We start from the raw sequence: 18,718 nt of genomic DNA, 5'->3' as shown, positions 1-18,718 counted from the left end.
GCCCAACCCCCTGGTAGAGCCCAGGCACCATCTGCTTTTTCTTTCACAAGTAGTATTTTATCCTCTTCAAAAACAACGCCTCGAATATCAACCTTCGGTGTGGCGTACCCGGTTTCATTGGCAAAGCTAAGGTTAATCGTATCCTTACCCACCAACGTGTACGTATCTAGAATATCAACACTTATTTCCCGAAGCCCCTGGAAACGTTCCAAATCGTAGACATCCTTCGAGTACGTTAAACCGATCTGGGCAATCGCTTGTATTTGTTTGGCCCAGTCTAACCATTTAAGGCTTACATCACGTTCTGTCATCTCTTCACACTCCTACTTTTCTCCCGATATATAACAAATGCGAGGAAACCCCTAACACCGATGGATCACGCGCTAGTCGAATGAGAAGATCAATAAACGCGTCCTTTTCCCCACGATCCGTCCAATATTGCTTCTGTTCTTGCGATAACAATGCCCCAAGATTAGAAGAACCAATCAGATCTAATGTCTCAAATCCTTGGCTTTCCATAAAAGGCTTGATGTCTTCCACATTGTAATAATAAGCCCCCGTGAAACGACCTGCATCTGTATGATTAAAAATACCTTCCTCTATAAAATGCTCAATCGCAGCCATGTTGTCATTCGGTTTCCAAGCATTTGGGGAGAGCAACGAAGTTAGAAGCATTCGCATCCGACTTTGAAAAGCGACAAACACGATGCCATCGTTCTTGGTCACACGATACAATTCCCTTGCGGCAGCAATGCGATCCTCTTCTACTTGCAAATGATACAATGGTCCCAACATCAATGAAGCATCAAAGGTTGCATCTGATAGCCCCTCTAAACTCGTTGCGTTCAGCGCATGAAAACCATTAAACATGTCTACTAAACCAAGCTCATTTGCTTTATCTTTCGCAATCTCGACGAGATCAGGCGTAAGATCAGTAAGCGTTACATGATTGCCGAGTTTCGCTATTTCCATTGCGTATTTGCCTGGTCCTGCCCCGTTGTCTAGGACATGGCCACCACGAGGGAGATACTTCTTCATGTAGTGCCAATTTACCGTAAACTCAATAGGTTCGCGATCTAGTCTTCCCCATTCATCAAACTTGGCATAGTAATCGATCACATTCTTCATTCATTTTTCCCTCCCTTTTTGAAAATGCCAAAAAACCCATCGCCTACAAAGAGGCGACAGGTTAAACCTTCGCGGTACCACTCTTCTTGATTCGCAACATGAATCGTTACAAATCCTTGAGACCTGATGACGGAGGTTAACCGTTAAGATCTACAAGACATTTCGATCTTACCGCTCAAGGGTGAGTTGGGGAAGCTATTGGCTGACTTCCACCGAAGCGACAGCTCTCTGGACAATAGGTGTTCCTTACTGGTCCCAATCATTGCGTTTGGATATGTATAAAGTTGGATGTGATGTAAGTGTATATTCCCAAATACTTCCTGTCAATGGATTCTTTGACGCTACAAATGTTCTTTCAATTGACCAATGATTTCCTCATATTCTTGCTCAGACAATTGCTTATTGTCCGCGGGATTCATTTCGAACATTTTCCCCCACGTGTACCCATCCTTATATTTCGGAACAATATGGAAATGCACATGAGGCATCGTATCGCCAAAGGCGCCATAATTGATTTTATCCGGAGAAAAAGCACGTTCCACTGCAGCTGCAGCCTGAGCCACATCGCGCATGTACAGATCCTGATTCTCTTGAGACAAGTGAAAGAATTCGCTGTGATGCTCATTCAGAGCAACAATACAGCGCCCCTTATACGTTTGCTCTTTGAATAAGTACAACGTAGATACACGCAATTGTCCGATTTCAATCATTAAGTTCGATAATGCCTCGTTCTTGCTGCAATAATTACATACTGGGGTCATGGTGGAAGTCTCCTATTCTAGCGATTAGTTAATGGATAACATTACTAGTATCATAGCATACTTCACATCGGAGCAGATACACTTCCTATATGGAACAATAGGGATCCGCCAGCTTCCTAACACGCTCAATACCGTCCCACATATCACCTGGGCCATCATAGACAAGCGTAAGCGGCCCTTCATAGCCTGCCTGTTTGGCGATGTTTAAGCAGCGAATAAACTCCGCCTCATCTGGAACTCCCTCGGTATTGGTTTGCGCTTTGGCATGGATGGATTCACTAAGTGGAATCGTCTGGACTAACTCATCGAATTTCTGTTCACCTTTGAAATTCCCGAAATCGGAAGTAAATCCAATGACTTCTCCACATCCTTCCAAAATCGCAAGACAGTTATCACCTGTTGAGGATAGGGATTTGAAATTTTCTGTCACGACGCGTACGCCATGATCCTTCCCATATTGTCCTAACTCACGCAGGGCTTCGATCGATCGTGCTAAGGCATCCCTGTCCGATGGATCCGCTTCCCCTGCAATTATACGTACTCTTTCCGCACCTGCTAAGGCCGCGACATCGATCCAACCTTTGATCCATGCGATATCGGATTGTCTACGAACCTCATCTGGACTAGAGATATCCCCATATTCAAGCAGTAGTGTGTAAAATCGAAGTCCCGCATCCGCAAATGCCCCTTTCAACGCAAGCAGATATGCTTCATTCATCTCTGGAAAATGAAAATGACACACTTCCAGCGAGGTGAACCCCTTCTCCGCTAGTACAGCTGGTAGTTCGAGCAAAGCAAGCAGTTCTGGTTGATCTTGAGCTTCCGTGAATTGCGTTTGCTTATTGTCATCCCATCGAGTCCAACGCAAAGGACCTAAATTTCGATGTAAACTCCAACTCGTTAGCGATAAAAATGGCATAGCTACCATCCCTTCATTCCTCTATTTTGTCATATCTTATCAAAGTCGTTCTGGAATCGCCATATTCGAATGCGCAAAAAGATATCTTATTATGCTATTTTTCAAGAAAAAAAGCAGGTCGCCTCAGCGCCTGCTCTCCTCCCAACTATTTGATGCGATCCAAAAGCTCCGCTAACCGCTCATACGAATCCTGCATCCCTTGCTCCATGCCTGAATGCAGCATGCCGTCTCGATCAGCGACCGATTGGAACACAGACTCCATCACTAGCTTGGTCTTTCCGCCTTCGAGTTCTTCGAATTTAGCCGATTCGAGGATAACATGTCCCTTCTCCGGAAGTCCTTCAAACTCGAACGTTTGAATAATCCGCTCAGGCGCAGTAACTTCATGGTACACGCCGCGGAATGCATACTCATTTCCATTGCTATCCAGATGAATATACCGCCAGTTGCCACCGCTTCTCGGCTCAAACGTGTCCAATTTCATCGTTAGCTTGCGGGGTCCAAGCCATTCCACGATCAGCGCCGCATCCGTAAACGCTTTAAACACTAACTCTCGTGGCGCATTGAACACGCGTGTCATGCAGATCTGCTGACCTTCAGGCTCATAGGTAAGAATCGCTTCATTCTCGATCATAACCGTTCACTTCCTTTTCATTACACTAATATGCTACTATCATATCGAATTCTAGGACGACATCCAATTCCGGAAAGTTTTGAGAACCTATATCCCTAGTTCATTGTGCTTTCTTCGGGTAAATAATACGACGCCAATCACCACGACACACGCCATAGATAGCCATGAGCTGTATAGGAATACTTGTCTCATCCCATAAGCTGCGCTCATGAAGCCACCTAAGAAGCTGCCAATAATTCGAGCGGCTCCAAGGCTTAGTAAGCCGTTGAGCGTTTGTCCGCTTGCCTTCCATTCCGCTGGTACTTCGCGGTTAATGATCGTGGCAATCGTCACAGATAGTACGATAAAGATAACGCCATGCAAGACTTGAACTGGTAATAACCAGTGGGCCACTTCAATCTGGGAGAATAAGAACCACCGTAAGGATGACGCCAGAGCAGCCACGAGTAAAATGATCGAGATAGGGATTCGCTTGAATATTTTTGCTGAAAATAATAGAAAAGGCAGCTCGCTCAAGGACGAAATCGTCATCGACCAGCCTAACAGTACACTATCCCCGCCCATTTGCTTGAAATAAATCGGAAAGAAAGCATAATAATAGCCTAGCGTAATTTGGATAATAAAATTCATGCCTATATAGAACATGAGTTTACCATTTTTGAACAGCTCACGGAATTTCCGCCCCATTACATTCGCTGGTCGCCCAGCGGCAGCTGGAAACCGCCATAAGCAAAGCAAAGCGGCTACCATTGTACAAGCGTAAACCGGGAACATGGAATCGATGTACGATTTGGCAACGAACCCGAAAAGGAGTGACATCATGGCGAAGCCAACGGTTCCTCCCAGCCGAATCAAGCCAAAGCTCCATGTAGGCTGTCGATCTAATTCCTCTAAGGTAATGGCATCACTTAACGCAAATATGGAAGTCTGGAAAAAAGTAAAAATACAAATGATGACAAGAATAAAGAGAAATTGATGCGAGATCGGAAAGAACAGAATCGAAATACCGCTGCCTATAATTAATAACCGCAGGATGTGATTCTTGGATTTGGCACGGTCCCCTAACGCGCCCCATACAGGTTGGCCAATCATGGCAATCAAGGGTCCGAGACTAAGTAGGACTCCGATCTGCTCCTGAGAAAACTTCGCGTTGTTAAGATACACCGGCATGAAAGTGCCATAAACCGCGTTCCCCATATAAATAACGACATAGAATAATACAAATGCATTCAGTTTCGTAGCTGTTCCCTTCTTTCTTCTGTGAGAGCTGTGAGAGCTAAACGATGCCTATCCGCATGCGGTATCCAAATAAGATGGATCGTTCTTCACCAGCGAATACCTTCTCCACAAACTGGCGAAACGCTGCTGCCTCTGCCTCAAGCTCTTTCGCACCTAACTTTATCGCGGATTGTAAGCTGCCCTGACTTAACGCGAGATTGGCATAGCGGGTTGCATCGCATGACTCCCAATTATGAAACACAATTTCTCTTGCATAGCGGAATAAACTCGATGATTGAATTTGCTTCAAGTGCTCGTCCTTGTTCCATTTGTGCGCTTGCTCATGCTTGGGTGCCAGCTCAACAGCCCGTTGATCACCTAATGATGTAAGCTTCATATATTGCTGCTCAATTTCCCAGTCAACGACAGGCGGCCAATCGCAATCATAAGCTGCGAAAACGCCACCAGGGCGAAGGATACGCGCGAATTCACGCAAAGTGCTTTGCGGCTCCATCCAGTGAAACGATTGTGAGCACGTGACAACGTCTGCAGAATCGGATGGCAGCTCCAGTTCATGAGACAACCCGTTAACAAATTGGATTGCCTCTGGCTGGTTCATACTCTCCCATTTGGCTAGCGCTACTGCGCGCATGTCATCACTCGGCTCTACGCCGATGATCCGCTCCGCATCATTCAACCAGATAAACGATGATAACCCTGTGCCGCAGCCTACATCTACAACGGTTTGAGGTTTGCTTCCCAAATATGATGTCACAATCTTGATCAATTCCTGCGGCGCAGTTGGCCGGCTTTCATCATACAACGCACCGAACCCGGTAAATCGCTGTACATTACTCGTGCGAATATGTTCAATCATAGATTCCCTCCTCTGAGTCATGACAAAAAAAGCTCAACCATAGGATGAGCTTCTACTCGACATATTTAACGTACATGAACGTGTAATCGTCCCTCTAGATGAAGTATGCCTTTATCTTGGACGGCTTCCTTCGCGAGGACATTGATTCGTTTCAACCACTCTTCTGGCTTATAATTGTTGGTTGTTGCTTGGACTAATCGCTCTGCATGATCATAACAGGTGTCATAGCCACCTAATTTACGAATGACCTCGACATATTCGACAACAAGCTTTCGAGCACCTTGCGAGGTGTAACCGAAACTCTGAACAAGAGCATCAACGATTCCGCGTTCATACAGACTCAGCCGAACTTGTGTTTTCATAGTAGATCCACCTGCCTCCCGTAAAAATGTTATAACCTACAAACCTAAGGGATGCTTCCCACTTCTCAGAGGAAAATACCACTTGATTGCCAAGACGCAACGCATCCAATTTCCGACCGCGTGTGGTGCGTAAAATTTGATCATAAAACCAATGTACATCTTTATTTAATTGTACTGCTTCTTCAATAATTCGTCCAGTATCACCATCCGCCATTGGTCCTATAATGATATCCGGATGCTTGTGGCATGGGTCCGCTTCTCCCTTATTCATGACACTGCGATGCGACATTACAAATTCAGCCCATGCTAAGGAATCACTTAGAAAAATGAGCGGCTCCATCTTCGCAGGAATCGAGATCAGCTCAATTTCAAGCACACAGGCAAGCTCATGCCCCATAATCGATCGAGCCGCTGCCTTACGTGCCCAATTTCGCGCCTGCGCTGCTGAGATGGTTGTATAAAATCCTTCGCCGAAATCACGGCCAGGTCGCCAATACCTGCTATCCAATAATTTATCTTTGAAAAGGTTGACGAGATTATCCGTTGTTCCATGATATAAACGTTGTGGTGTTATTATATCCATTTCGCTTTCCTCTGAAACCCCTTTCCCTTCTAAATAGGCTAGTAAGCACCACGAATATGTTCGTGTACGTCAGTCGCATAGAAGCTCTTCAGACGGACTAGCTCTGCCGAAGAGAACGCCTGAACTTCAAGGGTAGCTAAATTATCTTCAATTTGCTTGACGTTCTTAAAACCAGGAATAATACAAGTAATGTGGGGATTCTCCAAAATCCAACGCATTGCAGCACGTGCCATGTTCCCACGACCTTCGCCAATCCATGCCAATTCCTGCGCGAGTTCTACGCCTTTCGCAAATGGCAGTCCTGCAAACGTCTCACCCACGTTAAATTGATCGCCATTCGCATTAAAGTTCCGGTGATCATCCGCTGCAAATGTGCTAGATGTCGTGAATTTCCCTGTTAGTAGGCCGCTGGCTAGGGGAAGCCGAACCAGAATACCTACCMCAGCAGCGTTCGCTTGCGGAAAGAGGAGGTCGGCAGGCTTTTGACGGAACAAGTTAAAAATCACTTGCAGCGCTTTAACACCGGGAACAGAGAGACAGAACAAACCTTCTTCCACCGTCTCCACGCTTACGCCATAGTGGCGAATTTTACCMTCCGCTTTCAATTTCTCAAGCACCTCGAAGACCGAACCATCCTTCAAGATCGCTAGCGGCGGACAGTGAATTTGATACAGGTCAATTCGCTCGCGATTTAACCGTTTCAAGCTGTTTTCCGCAAATTGGCGAACCGCTTGCTCCGAGTAAGTCGCAAGGTCATGAATATCACCCGAACGGCAAAACTTCGTGGCGATGTGTACCTCATCTTCTTTCCCTTTCGTCGCTTTCGCTAAGAGCTCTTCTGCATGACCCGAGCCATATACATCCGCCGTATCAAAAAAGTTCACACCTGCCTCCATGGCACGGTGTAAGCCTCGAATCGATTCATCGTCATTTGCCTCACCCCAGCCTCCACCAATCGCCCAAGTACCGAAGCTAACCTCACTAATTCGAAGCTCTGTATCGCCAAGTTGACGGTATTTCATCATTCCCACTCCTTCTATGTAAATATTATCAAGCTGTTTCTAATAATTTTCATCTACCACCATTTCGCCATAGGATAAGAGGAAACCTCCCTCTTTATGCAAAAAAAGGGGAGCCCGCTTATGACGGAACCCCCTTTTGGGATGGAGTAAACGAAAGACTAGCGTTTTCGTTTATTGTAACCATTATCGTCGTATGGCTCCAACTTCTCGAGCCATAATTCAAGCAACGCATCTACCTCAGCTCGATAGCTCTTCAGATCCACGGCATCCAGCATAATTTCATCCCTAGGTTCGATGCGATCTAGCACCTCAAATACGAACGATTGACCACCGAACGTCGCCCAGTCCTTCTGGAGCTCATTGAATGTATTGGTATTCATCTGCTTGCAAAATTCAAGCCGATTCTTCATGCCATCGAGATCCATACTGCCGTTTACAAATATTTTATCGTTCTGGGTATTGCGAATTTGATAAACACCCATGGCACGAAACGTTTGTTTATAATTAGTCGCAAGCTCCTTTTTCTTCTGTTTGTCTAACATGTTGATTAATACCCCATTTCTTTTAGAATCCTGGAAAGCGTACTTAAACGCTCCCCAATCAACTCTCCATCATCACTCAAAGCTTGACTGAAAAGCTTGATATCTTCATTGATTTTCTCATTATCTGTACATACGCCTACCGTCATCGCATCCCCTTGCAGGCCGATTCTGTCAATGATAGGATTCTCCGCGTCATACCCGTTCTCAAAGCGATAAGCGTCCTCTTGGAAATGAAGCTTCGTACGACATACGAGGATAGCTAGATCTAACACACGGTGCAAAGGCAACTCTTCCGATTGGCGTGACCATTTCTCGCCCGTGTAGCGCCATACTTTAGCCGAAATATCAACCTTTCCTCTGTCATTCCACTGAGCTAGACCTAAGGAAAGACCTTGCGTATCCGTGTTTTGCGTGTATCTACCGTCAATATTGGCATAGTTCTCAGCTACGATAACAGGTTTATGTTTGAGTGTTGTTGGGATTTTCATTGTGATTCCTCCATGTTAGAAAATAAGTTGTTTGTTATTAGTAATTTACTAATTTACTAAATACAAAACCGTTGATTGAAGTATACCTCAGCTTCTTTTTCAAGTCAATGGATGCCTGCATGTAGCGGTATGACAGCTACTAGGAAATCTGCGCCGAAACAAACACAGGCCCCCCCAACAGGGAAGYACTGTGTTTGTTTCCTTCTTATCCGCTTTACCCTAACGCGGTATCCGTTTTGTCGGCTCAGCAAGCACGCATGCCTCTGGAAGCATGTTGCCGGACGTCATTTTCGAATCAATCACATCTATGATCATTTGTAAGGAGTTAATCTGATTTTGAATATTCTCCTTATGCTGCTGCAGCTTGACTTGTAGATCGGGATGCTCAGTCAAATCGGACTCATAAGTTAGACCTAGAAACGGCTTCAACTCGTCCAAAGACATACCTGTCTTCTTCAGACAAGTGATTAGTTTCATTACAGTGAGATCTTCCGGATGATAAATACGATGACGGTTCTTTTTATTGGTAACAACAACTCAGGAAGTTATACGAACGCAAGTGCAGATTGATTCAGTCATATTTATGAGGCAAGTTTGAGCGGATTACTGCTCCAATATGGTCAAGCAATGGGCGTTACACATGATAATATCGGTAATTGGAAACAGCATCCAGTCAATGAGCTATTTTTCACGCATGTCGGCTGGACCCGGTATTCATCTGCTCTTTATTATTTCCCATCACCTGTGTCGGGAAATAATAAAGCACATTACATCCCTATTCAACATAAAAATAGGTGAAAACGCTTGTTGATTTTTTAAAATGAGGAGAAGCCCATGATTGTAATCGAAGGTATCAGTAAAATAGCCTTTGAAGAAGGAACGCTGTCAGAGTTAGAACTCGCCATTTATCAAAAGAAGCAGAATAGCCCTTTTATGTATCGTTATGATTCGGTATTCACCTTGTTGTTTGAATTGTACATGCGAACCCAAATCGTGGAGTCCTCTAGTTTGCTGAGTAAAAGCGGTGTTTATTTTGCTGATTTCAAAAACACGCTATGCAACCAGACGTATTGGACCATTACAGATGAGGGTAAGTTTCAGCTGAAAAGTGATGTTGCTCCTCAAGATGCAATAAGGGATATATTCACGAATGGAACCTCATACGGTTTTGAATGTTCAATGGCTGTCGTCGTTGTCTTATACAAAGCTATATTAGAGTCCATAGATCCTAGACATTTTGACATACTGTTTTCGGATCTTTTATTATTTAATTGGCATTCTAACAGTAATTTACGTCTGATCGACCGGACTATCCATGAGGAATCTGTGATGGGTGACGTTCTCTATTTCGAAAACCCTGAGTACGATCCTATGATTCCCTGGGGCAAAGGAGAAAATGTCGTCATGATGGAAAAAGGGCTCTTTTATGGACATGGTTACGGCCTCGGAATCGCGACTTCGAAAGAAGTTATTACTGTCCTGAATAAACACAGAATACCTGGTAGTACAATATCAGCCCATCTGGCGGACCGTTATGTACATCCAGACTTCTCTTTTTATGCACTTTTTCAAAATACCGGACGAAAGAAACCCCTTATTGCAAAAATAGGAGAATGGATATATGTTCGAAACAATTGATTATTTAAAACTATTAATAAGATAAGCCCAATTTGCTTAGACATGTGCCCTGTTTACTTTTTCTTGCATAGGATGACGTATGCCTACACCGAAAGGGGAAAGAAAATGACACAACGAAATTCATCAACTGAGGGTAACCTCCCGATTTATCCATCTGAGACTAGAATGGAGTCCCATATGCCAGCTCAGCAAACTCCGACTTGGACGGGGGATAATCTTCCTATATATCAACAACCAGCCGTAAATCCCGGACAGCAATCTCCGATGCATCTACAACATGTTTCCCATGCGCAGCCTCAACACATGTACCACCCGCATCACCACTATGCTTATCACCCACACCATCATCATGCCTATCATCCCATGCACTATCTAGCATATCACCCTATGCATCATGTGGCTTACCATCCTATGCATCATCACCTTGCCTACTATCCACATCATAATCTGCATCCGCATCATCCACACCCTACTCATCATGCTCAGCCACATCAACAGCATCATGCTCATCATACTCAGCCACAGCATCATACTCATCATACAAATCAACAATAGCAGTATGTTACCGCGTCAATGAGCTGTATAAATCCATCGATTTCTTCAAATTTTTTACCAGATAGCGTGAATTTCTATCCCACATGCTAAGCAACTTTAAAAAAGTTATCCAATTTGCGGTTAGCTTTTTTAAAGTTTGCTGTAACGAGTATAACCTAGACCAATCGGCAAATTATCCGATACCTCGGTCTTTCGCGGGCTTCTTTTGATCGTAAAGCTGCATTTTTTTGAGCAAAATATCTGAGGACACATACGGCAAGTCCTTACAATTATTTTCCACAATCGTTCCCTCCTCTTCAATTTCAACATGTATCTTCAATTGTTCTCCTGCATAAGAAGGGATTAATTTAGGTTTTGTATTAATGTCATAGCGTATATTTTGGTTAAAATGTTGGCTGGATCCCAGATTTGAGTGATTTTACAAGCTTATGGGCGGCATTAGAGCAAATTAAAAACAAAGAGCAGAAGATTGATCTCCTTTTCAACAATGCAGGTGGCAGCTTCCCCGAGTTAATGTATTCGAAGCATGGTCGTGAACTGCATTATGAACTGCAAACCGTCGTACTCTATATCATCACGATGGAGTTAAAGACGCTTTTGAAGAATGGTACGCTGAAGCGAGTCGTGCATACCTCMACTAACGCGTTCAATACGATGAAGCGATTTGATCCTGAAACTTTAGATAGCCCCGCGCAAAATAAAATGTTCTTCGGCCCTTATGCGGCGTCTAAACTCGCGCTATCCTTATGGACACAAGAACTCGCTCCCCATCTCCCCATCTTGTAGCTCTGAAATTCATCCAGCATGCACCGCGGGTGCTAGAGAAAGTTCGAGCCATTTATGAGTATATGTATAGTGAAGTTGGGAAATAATGAGTAGACGCGAACGGCGTTATCTATACAGAAAAACTCCTGCAATCGTGCTTTACTAGCACTGTTGCAGGAGTTTTTCCTACTCACCTATAAGTCCTGACTAAGGCGAATCATATCGCGGCACTGAATACCATTTTCAAAAATAGGTTCCTTATAATGCCTTGTAAAGAAATCGAGATCCACACCAAAGATACGAAATCCGCACTTCTGATAGAGACTCAATTGTTGGACACCAGAATTGCCTGTGCCGATCTCTATCGTCTTATAATTTAACATTCTTGCAGTTTCCACCGCATGTTTCACGAGTTCCTTGCCATAACCACGGCCTTGTTTCTTCGTAATCACTGCGATATTCACCAGTTCAATCGTCTTCGGTCTCGTTGGAAGCAGCAAATAAGCACCGATAATTTCATGGTTTTCTTCCAAGACGTAGCATTTGCTTTGGTAAACATAGGACTCGACCATCGCAAGCTCTGGGTCAGCTAATAGAAATAAGTGAATCGGATATTCTTCCGTTACCTGTAATTCTCGAATATGCAACATGCTGTATGCCTCCATCCAAGTGTGATGGGTTTCAGAAATGAAACTTTGCTGAAATCATGGCTGCGACATCCTCTGGACTTACCCCTGCGTTGTTGATACGCATGTAATTTTCTCTAGTAATTTCACCATCTAATGAGTTTAATCGGTTCTTTTCCATGCTTTCTAGTAAATTCTGTTCCGATTGTGCAACATTTCGTTTGGTAGGCTTATGCGCGAGTCGATGAGGGGTTTTGTTCCGTTCCACTCTCTCTTCCATAGGTGCATCAAGTTCAACGAAATAGATCTCGCCACCTTTGGATTCGAAAATAGCACAAACTTTCTGCACGAAATCCCAATCGGCTTGCTTATCTAAAGCCCAAACGTACGTGAAAATCAATCCATACAACTCACTTTTCGCGACAGCCTCAAAAATTTCAAAACGAAATAAATCAACTAACCGCCACGTTTCTTGGGAAAACCCGAAATAGGGATGGAGGAGATCAATCGTCATATGATTGTGAAAGAGCTTCAACGCGGTTGTTTCTTCAAGTGCGTGGCCGACTGTCATTTTACCAACAGCTTGCGGACCGAAAATGAGCACAAATTTCATAGCAGCACCTCACAATTGTTCATCCCTACTCCTATTTTATCATGCCTAATGGCGTTTTATTTGTATAAAATAAGTAAATTGAATCTTTCCGAGTTAGACTTACAACCCCCGCCCACTTTTAGTCCGACTTTGCCGATCTAATCCCTCTGTCCGTGTCAATATAACCTATTTAGTCCGAAATAGCCCAACTAAATCAACCCAATAAAGCCTCATGCAGGGAAAATAGGTAAATAGTTCGGCAGATTCGGACTATTGGTCCTTTTTACAGGTAATTCGTGATTTAGTTCGGAGAAATCGGACTAACGCAACCTCCAGCGAAGCGCCAAGTTGATCTGTAGTGAAGATAGAGCACGATATCTCTGCGCCACGCCGAAGTTACGGAACGTAGTTCCATTTCGCAGCACCGCGATCCCCCGCTGGTACATTCTAATGAAAAAAACGGCCGCCCCGAGGCAGCCGCAACTTAATTATACGTAATTTTGAGGCCCAATTCTGCGGCACGCACCAGTGCTGCGTCAGAGAATTTCGGCTTTTTGTATTTAGCTTCGAACTCTTCCTTCGTCAGAGGTGTCCAATTGAAATCACGATTCTGGTACACCCACGTTTTCGGACCCCAATCCACATGTATAGTACGACTCGCTACCTTTTTCACAACACCAATTTCAAGAATGACACCTGTCTTACCAAAAAACTTCGCACAGTACTTCCCTACCATTTCACTCACTCGAAACATCCTCATTTCCATTAGTCAAATCACGCAATATGCCAATTGCGATTTCAAAAGTATCCGCCTCAGATTGAAATTCATCCAGAAAGGATTTCTTGAAAATGCGTTGGATCTCTTGCCCCAACCCGGCAACACTTATCTCTTCCATATGCTTAATTATATAAATGGTAACGCTGCGAGCCTCACCATCGTATTCATCGTCTTGACTTCCATCGTCTAGTAATTGAATCGGGTCCCACTGATCCAGATGATACTTCACAACGCCAATGATTGGCGAAGGATCAAATGGTAAGGATGCTAAGTACTTATTCTCTTTCCTGATTTCATTCTTTATACTCCAAAGCATATAATTCATTTTGGTCTCATGCGATACAGCACGAAATTTCACGGAAATTGCCTCCTTTGTTGGACACCAGCTACATCTGCTGATTCCGTCAAAACAGATCAATCCGCTGCAGTGTCGCCCCTAGCAGTTTATCATGTTAGCTGATAGATGCCAACTTTTTATATTTAATCGCATAAATCATTAATGGCATTAATTATTTTTAATCTCGTCTCTGTCAATCGATTTCTATTGTCATTTCGATCTTCCGGCTCCAACCAACCAAAGCCATCCCCAACATATCTCGGGAAAATATGAACATGCACATGGCCTAAATCATTGAATGTACCACCATTTTGGAGGATCGTAACGCCATCTGGTTGATAGAGTGTTTTAATCACGCGTGACATCTTCATGACTGCTTTCAGAATGGCTGCTGATGTCTCTACCTCTAGTTCTTCCAATTCAGCCACGTGGTGCTTGGGAAGCAATAGAACATGTCCTTCATTTAACGGAGCGATATCTAAAAGGCAGGTCATCCACTCATTCTCATAGACAACGTGAGCTTGAACTTGTCCATTCGCTAGCTGGCAACCTAAGCACGTACTTTCCATCTTACACATTCATCCTTCCAGACTTCAGATTAGCGCAATTCGCTATTTATCAATTCCACTCATCCCCTGAATGTACCTGCCCAAACAAAAAAACAGTCCCTCTACAGAGTGACTGCATAGCAAAACGTTCAACTCGAATACGAATAAAATCCTTGCCCTGACTTGCGTCCGAGTCGCCCCGCCTTCACATATTTCCTAAGGAGCGGACAGGGTCGATATTTGGAATCCTTAAACCCCTCGTGGAGAATTTCCATGATCGATAAACATGTGTCCAACCCAATGAAATCAGCGAGCTCCAGCGGTCCCATCGGATGGTTCATCCCGAGCTTCATCACCGTATCTACAGCTTCAACCGTTGCTACACCTTCATATACTGTAAAAATGGCTTCATTAATCATCGGCATGAGAATACGATTCGAAACGAATCCTGGAAAATCCTGCACCTCAACCGGTGTTTTACCAAGTTCCTTACTAAGCTGGAATATAGCATCAAATACAAGCTGGGACGTTTCGAGACCTCGTATAATTTCAATCAGCGGCATCACAGGAACCGGGTTCATGAAATGCATCCCGATAACTTGCGAAGGACGTGTTGTCGCCGCAGCAATCTCAGTGATCGGCAGCGATGATGTATTCGTTGCCATAATCACATTAGGGGGACAGATCCCATCCAACTTCTGAAAAAGTGCTGTTTTCCAAGCCATATTCTCAGATATCGCCTCGATCACCAGATCCACCTGAGCAGCCTCTTCAATTGCTCCCGTCGGTTGAATGCGGCTAAGAATGCTTACTTTCGATTCCTCCGTCAACCTCCCTTTCACAACATTCCGATCTAATTGGTTGCTAATGACCAACAAGCCCTTATCGATCAAAGGCATAGATAGATCATGCCAAAGTACCTTGCGGCCTGCAGAGGCAGCCACTTGCGCAATGCCGCTTCCCATCTGCCCTGCTCCAATTACCATGATGGTTTGTATAGACATCGTTCATCGCTCCTAGTGCTTCATTGAACCGAACTACCAGCACCGAATAGGATTCCTCGGCTACTCCACACGAAGCAAGATCGCATCACCTTGCGCCGTGCCGCTGCATATCGCTGCAATCCCATAACCACCGCCAATTCTGCGAAGCTCATGGATTAAAGTGAGAATGATGCGTGTTCCACTCGCGCCAATGGGATGACCGAGAGCAATGGCACCGCCGTTGACGTTAACGCGCTGCGAATCCCACCCTAGCATACGCTCGCATGTGAGCACGACAGCGGCAAAAGCCTCATTCACCTCGAATCGAGCAATTTGATCCAGTGTCATGCCCGTTTGCTGCAGAAGCTTCCGAATCGCCAACGCAGGTGTCGTCGCGATATATGGCGCTCGCTCGCCTACACTGGCATGGCCGAGTATCGTAGCAAGCGGAATTACGCCCTGTTCGAATGCTGCTTCTCTCGCCATAACGACCAAAGCTGCTGCGCCATCATTCACACCTGGCGCATTTCCAGCCGTAATGCTGCCTTGCTTATCGAATACAGGGACTAATCCGGCCAGTTTAGCTAAACTCGTATCCGCACGAGGTCCCTCATCACGATCCACCACAATTGCACCCGCTTGGACAGGTGCGATTTCTTCTGCAAAGTAACCATCGGACATCGCCTGCAAGGCTAATTGGTGACTGCGCAAAGCCCACTCATCCTGCTCCTGACGTCCAATCTTGCATTCAGCAGCAATGCGGCTGCCATGGAGCACCATATGCACGCGTTCGAAAGGACATGTCAGACCATCATGAATCATCAAATCGATCAGTCGCTGTTCGCCCATCCGTGCGCCCCAACGCGCATGCGTCGCCAAATATGGCGCGTTGCTCATGCTTTCCATGCCGCCTGCCACAAGTAGCGATGCATCTCCTGCACGGATGATTTGGTCAGCCATGGTTACACTGCGCATCCCCGAGGCGCACACTTTGTTGATCGTCTCCGAGGTCACACTCCACGCCAGTCCCGCCCTACGAGCCGCCTGACGCGAAGGAATTTGCCCTGCACCTCCTTGCAGCACCATGCCCATGATGACTTCTTCGATCAATGAAGGATCCAGAGACGCACGTCGTATGGCTTCCTTGATGACGATTCCCCCCAGCTCGACAGCTGGGACATCCTTCAAAGCGCCGCCAAACTTACCGAATGGGGTTCTCGCACCGCCAACAATGACGCTTTCTCGCATACACCTCGCCCTCCAGTCCAAGCTCACATCATCTTGATCAAACGAGCAATTGCTCTCCGCTCCCCATCCATTGATGCTTCTACCATCTGGAGCATTTTCGCATCACGCAAATATCGTTCAACAGGGAAAGCTTTCGTATATCCATAACCACCGTGGATTTGAACAGCTTCAATCGCAACCGCCATTGCCGTATCCCCAGCAAATAGGTTGGAATACGCCCCTCCAACTGCTCCMTGGCTCTCACGCCATGCGGTTTGATACGTAAGCAACCTCGCAGCTTCAATTTGCGTAGCCATATTCGCTAGCTTGAATGCGATGGCCTGCTGCTGCGCGATTGGCTTACCGAATTGCTTGCGTGTCTTCGCATAGGAGACAGATACATCCATTGCTGCTTGTGCGAGCCCAACCGCCAGTGCAGCGATGCCGCTGCAGGCAGACTCCAGTGTCTGCAGCACAATCCGCAGGCCGTCTCCTTCCTCGCCAAGCCGATTCGCTATTGGAATTCGGCAATCAGCCAATTCAATTGACATGCTAGGTGAGCCAAGAAGTCCGAGTTTTCTTTCCTTTTTGCCTAATAAGAAGCCTGGAGTGCCTTTCTCAATGATAAAAGCGCTACACTCGTGCGCCGTAGAAACATTTCCTGTCAATGCAAAAACCACATATATATCCGCTTCACCAGCATTTGAAACGAAAAACTTCGCGCCTTGCAGCACGTAATTGTCCCCATCACGCAACGCTTGCGAATGCAGGAGTACGCTAGAAGCCCTGGCTGTTTGCATACTTTCAGTCCACGCATAAGCCCCTAGCTTTTGCCCACTTCCCATCGGACCCAGAAACAACTTCTTCTGTTCCTCGGTGCCGAACATGGAAATTGCCGCACCCGCCAACACGCTGTGCACGAAAAGTGTATACCCCGTAGAAGCACACGCACGAGCTAATTCCTCCAGAACCAAGCTATTCGTCAGAGCATCCGAGCCAAGTCCGCCATATAACTCAGGCACTACAATTCCAGTTAAGCCAAGCTCCCCCATCATTTTGAATAGATGACGATCAAACCGTTCCTCTTCATCTCGAAGCGCTGCCGTCGGCGCAACCTCCTCGGATGCAAAATCACGTACCATCGTGCGAATCATTTCTAATTCCTCTGAAAGGCTATAATCCATGTGGAGCCCTCCCTCAAGCCGCTTGCACTTCTAACTCTTATCCTCCCAAGTTGATCGTGCAATAGAACCATCCAAAGCCTCATAATCCTCATAGCGAATGGCTTGATATAACTCGTTGCGCGATTGCATGTCAGCTAGCGATCCGATTTGCGTCCCTTGCTGACGAATCTCTTCAAATACCCGCTCATAAGCTTTAGCAGCGACACGCAGTGACGTTACCGGATAGAGAACCATCCGAAAGCCCCAACTTTCGAATTGCGCAGCCGTATAGTACGGTGTACGTCCAAATTCCGTCATATTGGCCAAAAGTGGTGCATCCACTTCCTTTCGAAAATGCTGAAAGTCCTTCTCACTCTCGAGTGCTTCTGGAAAAATAGCATCCGCCCCAGCGGCGAGATACTGCTTCGCACGGGTGATGGCTTCCGCCATGTCTTCTACCCCTTTCGCATCTGTCCGTGCAACAATATAAAGCGTCGGGCTGACGGCTTTGAGCGTGCGGATTTTTTGACACATTTCCTCGGTGGAAATGAGTTTTTTACCACTGAGATGTCCGCATTTCTTCGGCATATCTTGATCTTCAATTTGCACGGCGGCAACTTTCGCCTCCACCATCTCCTTTGCGGTCCGCGCAACATTCAGAATGCCGCCATATCCCGTATCGATATCGACCAATAACGGAAGTCCTGTTGCTCGGACGAGCTCCCTTGCTCGCTCTGCAACCTCATTGGAATAAATAAGTCCCAAATCAGGCAATCCTCGACTGGCCGTATAAGCGGCACCAGATAAGTAAAGAGCCCCAAACCCTGCTTGCTTAGCGATTCTAGCTGCCATGCCATCGTGGGTGCCAACGATTTGGACAATAGGACCCGCTTCAACGAAACGACGCCACCCCGCAGCTAACTGTTCTTGACTCGGCTCCTCCTCAATCAACCATGACATAGTAACCTCCTG

Annotated in this window: 23 protein-coding genes, 2 pseudogenes and 1 other annotated feature; of the genes and pseudogenes, 2 read left to right on the top strand and 23 right to left on the bottom strand. The window is 45.6% G+C overall.

Features of this window, described 5'->3' with window-relative positions:
* The 13 genes and pseudogenes from AB4114_RS30635 to AB4114_RS30575 all read right to left on the bottom strand — a co-directional run.
* A partial coding sequence (locus tag AB4114_RS30635) for an NUDIX hydrolase (RefSeq protein WP_441991795.1) occupies positions 1-311 on the bottom strand: 311 nt, incomplete at its 3' end.
* A 4-nt stretch (positions 312-315) separates the two neighbouring features.
* The gene (locus AB4114_RS30630) at positions 316-1,128 is read right to left on the bottom strand and encodes a class I SAM-dependent methyltransferase (protein ID WP_441991794.1); all 813 of its coding nucleotides are present in this window, start codon (positions 1,126-1,128) and stop codon (positions 316-318) included.
* A gap of 46 nt (positions 1,129-1,174) precedes the next feature.
* Positions 1,175-1,400: a binding site (T-box leader), on the bottom strand.
* Between the two features lie 69 nt (positions 1,401-1,469).
* Positions 1,470-1,889: an HIT family protein gene (locus tag AB4114_RS30625; RefSeq protein WP_441991793.1), complete on the bottom strand. Its 420-nt coding sequence runs from the start codon at positions 1,887-1,889 to the stop codon at positions 1,470-1,472.
* 85 nt (positions 1,890-1,974) lie between these two features.
* Entirely contained in the window at positions 1,975-2,808 is an 834-nt protein-coding gene (locus tag AB4114_RS30620) for a sugar phosphate isomerase/epimerase family protein (protein WP_441991792.1), read from the bottom strand.
* Positions 2,809-2,953: 145 nt separating this feature from the next.
* Positions 2,954-3,442 carry an SRPBCC family protein gene (locus tag AB4114_RS30615; protein ID WP_441991791.1) on the bottom strand — a complete coding sequence of 163 codons (489 nt, stop codon included), beginning with the start codon at positions 3,440-3,442 and terminating at the stop codon, positions 2,954-2,956.
* An 87-nt stretch (positions 3,443-3,529) separates the two neighbouring features.
* The gene (locus AB4114_RS30610) at positions 3,530-4,675 is read right to left on the bottom strand and encodes an MFS transporter (protein ID WP_441991799.1); all 1,146 of its coding nucleotides are present in this window, start codon (positions 4,673-4,675) and stop codon (positions 3,530-3,532) included.
* 43 nt (positions 4,676-4,718) lie between these two features.
* Positions 4,719-5,537 (bottom strand): class I SAM-dependent methyltransferase, encoded by an 819-nt coding sequence (locus AB4114_RS30605; protein WP_441991790.1) that lies wholly within the window; start codon positions 5,535-5,537, stop codon positions 4,719-4,721.
* A 65-nt stretch (positions 5,538-5,602) separates the two neighbouring features.
* The gene (locus AB4114_RS30600; protein ID WP_171635996.1) at positions 5,603-5,899 is read right to left on the bottom strand and encodes a hypothetical protein; all 297 of its coding nucleotides are present in this window, start codon (positions 5,897-5,899) and stop codon (positions 5,603-5,605) included.
* Positions 5,868-6,482 carry a DUF3990 domain-containing protein gene (locus AB4114_RS30595; RefSeq protein ID WP_171635994.1) on the bottom strand — a complete coding sequence of 205 codons (615 nt, stop codon included), beginning with the start codon at positions 6,480-6,482 and terminating at the stop codon, positions 5,868-5,870. The genes AB4114_RS30600 and AB4114_RS30595 overlap by 32 nt, the downstream gene beginning before the upstream one ends.
* A 38-nt stretch (positions 6,483-6,520) precedes the next feature.
* On the bottom strand, positions 6,521-7,504 hold the full coding sequence (locus tag AB4114_RS30590; RefSeq protein ID WP_441991798.1) for an aldo/keto reductase: 984 nt from the start codon (positions 7,502-7,504) through the stop codon (positions 6,521-6,523).
* A 158-nt stretch (positions 7,505-7,662) separates the two neighbouring features.
* On the bottom strand, positions 7,663-8,046 hold the full coding sequence (locus AB4114_RS30585; protein ID WP_441991789.1) for a GIY-YIG nuclease family protein: 384 nt from the start codon (positions 8,044-8,046) through the stop codon (positions 7,663-7,665).
* A 5-nt stretch (positions 8,047-8,051) separates the two neighbouring features.
* Positions 8,052-8,534 carry a DUF6530 family protein gene (locus tag AB4114_RS30580; RefSeq protein WP_171635990.1) on the bottom strand — a complete coding sequence of 161 codons (483 nt, stop codon included), beginning with the start codon at positions 8,532-8,534 and terminating at the stop codon, positions 8,052-8,054.
* A 219-nt stretch (positions 8,535-8,753) separates the two neighbouring features.
* Positions 8,754-9,047 (bottom strand): annotated as a pseudogene (locus tag AB4114_RS30575) (MerR family DNA-binding protein); the annotation flags it as partial.
* Between the two features lie 321 nt (positions 9,048-9,368).
* On the opposite strand from AB4114_RS30575, the gene AB4114_RS30570 reads away from it, so the two are divergent.
* Positions 9,369-10,172 (top strand): protein-glutamine gamma-glutamyltransferase, encoded by an 804-nt coding sequence (locus AB4114_RS30570; protein WP_441991788.1) that lies wholly within the window; start codon positions 9,369-9,371, stop codon positions 10,170-10,172.
* A 220-nt stretch (positions 10,173-10,392) separates the two neighbouring features.
* On the opposite strand, the gene AB4114_RS30565 is transcribed toward AB4114_RS30570, so the two are convergent.
* A complete protein-coding gene (locus AB4114_RS30565) occupies positions 10,393-10,551 on the bottom strand; it encodes a hypothetical protein (RefSeq protein ID WP_441991787.1) in 159 nt (52 codons plus the stop codon).
* A gap of 581 nt (positions 10,552-11,132) precedes the next feature.
* Here AB4114_RS30565 and AB4114_RS30560 point away from each other — a divergent pair.
* Positions 11,133-11,501: pseudogene (locus tag AB4114_RS30560) on the top strand (SDR family NAD(P)-dependent oxidoreductase); the annotation flags it as partial.
* 185 nt (positions 11,502-11,686) lie between these two features.
* Here AB4114_RS30560 and AB4114_RS30555 read toward each other — a convergent pair.
* The 9 genes from AB4114_RS30555 to prpB all read right to left on the bottom strand — a co-directional run bounded on the left by AB4114_RS30555 (position 11,687) and on the right by prpB (position 18,706).
* On the bottom strand, positions 11,687-12,139 hold the full coding sequence (locus AB4114_RS30555) for a GNAT family N-acetyltransferase (protein ID WP_441991797.1): 453 nt from the start codon (positions 12,137-12,139) through the stop codon (positions 11,687-11,689).
* 34 nt (positions 12,140-12,173) lie between these two features.
* Positions 12,174-12,731, bottom strand: a complete 558-nt coding sequence (locus tag AB4114_RS30550) for a shikimate kinase (RefSeq protein WP_441991786.1) — start codon at positions 12,729-12,731, stop codon at positions 12,174-12,176.
* Between the two features lie 463 nt (positions 12,732-13,194).
* Entirely contained in the window at positions 13,195-13,455 is a 261-nt protein-coding gene (locus tag AB4114_RS30545) for a hypothetical protein (protein ID WP_441991785.1), read from the bottom strand.
* On the bottom strand, positions 13,448-13,846 hold the full coding sequence (locus AB4114_RS30540; protein ID WP_441991784.1) for a hypothetical protein: 399 nt from the start codon (positions 13,844-13,846) through the stop codon (positions 13,448-13,450). The genes AB4114_RS30545 and AB4114_RS30540 overlap by 8 nt, the downstream gene beginning before the upstream one ends.
* A 122-nt stretch (positions 13,847-13,968) precedes the next feature.
* Entirely contained in the window at positions 13,969-14,394 is a 426-nt protein-coding gene (locus AB4114_RS30535) for an HIT family protein (RefSeq protein ID WP_441991783.1), read from the bottom strand.
* Positions 14,395-14,522: 128 nt separating this feature from the next.
* Positions 14,523-15,377, bottom strand: a complete 855-nt coding sequence (locus AB4114_RS30530) for a 3-hydroxybutyryl-CoA dehydrogenase (protein ID WP_441991782.1) — start codon at positions 15,375-15,377, stop codon at positions 14,523-14,525.
* A 60-nt stretch (positions 15,378-15,437) separates the two neighbouring features.
* On the bottom strand, positions 15,438-16,604 hold the full coding sequence (locus tag AB4114_RS30525; RefSeq protein ID WP_441991781.1) for an acetyl-CoA C-acetyltransferase: 1,167 nt from the start codon (positions 16,602-16,604) through the stop codon (positions 15,438-15,440).
* Between the two features lie 23 nt (positions 16,605-16,627).
* A complete protein-coding gene (locus AB4114_RS30520) occupies positions 16,628-17,767 on the bottom strand; it encodes an acyl-CoA dehydrogenase family protein (protein WP_441991780.1) in 1,140 nt (379 codons plus the stop codon).
* Between the two features lie 30 nt (positions 17,768-17,797).
* Positions 17,798-18,706 (bottom strand): methylisocitrate lyase, encoded by a 909-nt coding sequence (gene prpB, locus AB4114_RS30515; RefSeq protein ID WP_441991779.1) that lies wholly within the window; start codon positions 18,704-18,706, stop codon positions 17,798-17,800.
* Between the last annotated feature and the right edge of the window lie 12 nt (positions 18,707-18,718).

Origin of the sequence: Paenibacillus sp. 2RAB27, assembly GCF_052115445.1 — a bacterium.
Lineage (GTDB): Bacteria > Bacillota > Bacilli > Paenibacillales > NBRC-103111 > Paenibacillus_E.
Note: the sequence above shows the minus strand (reverse complement) of the source record. Positions and strands in the feature narration are given on the sequence as shown.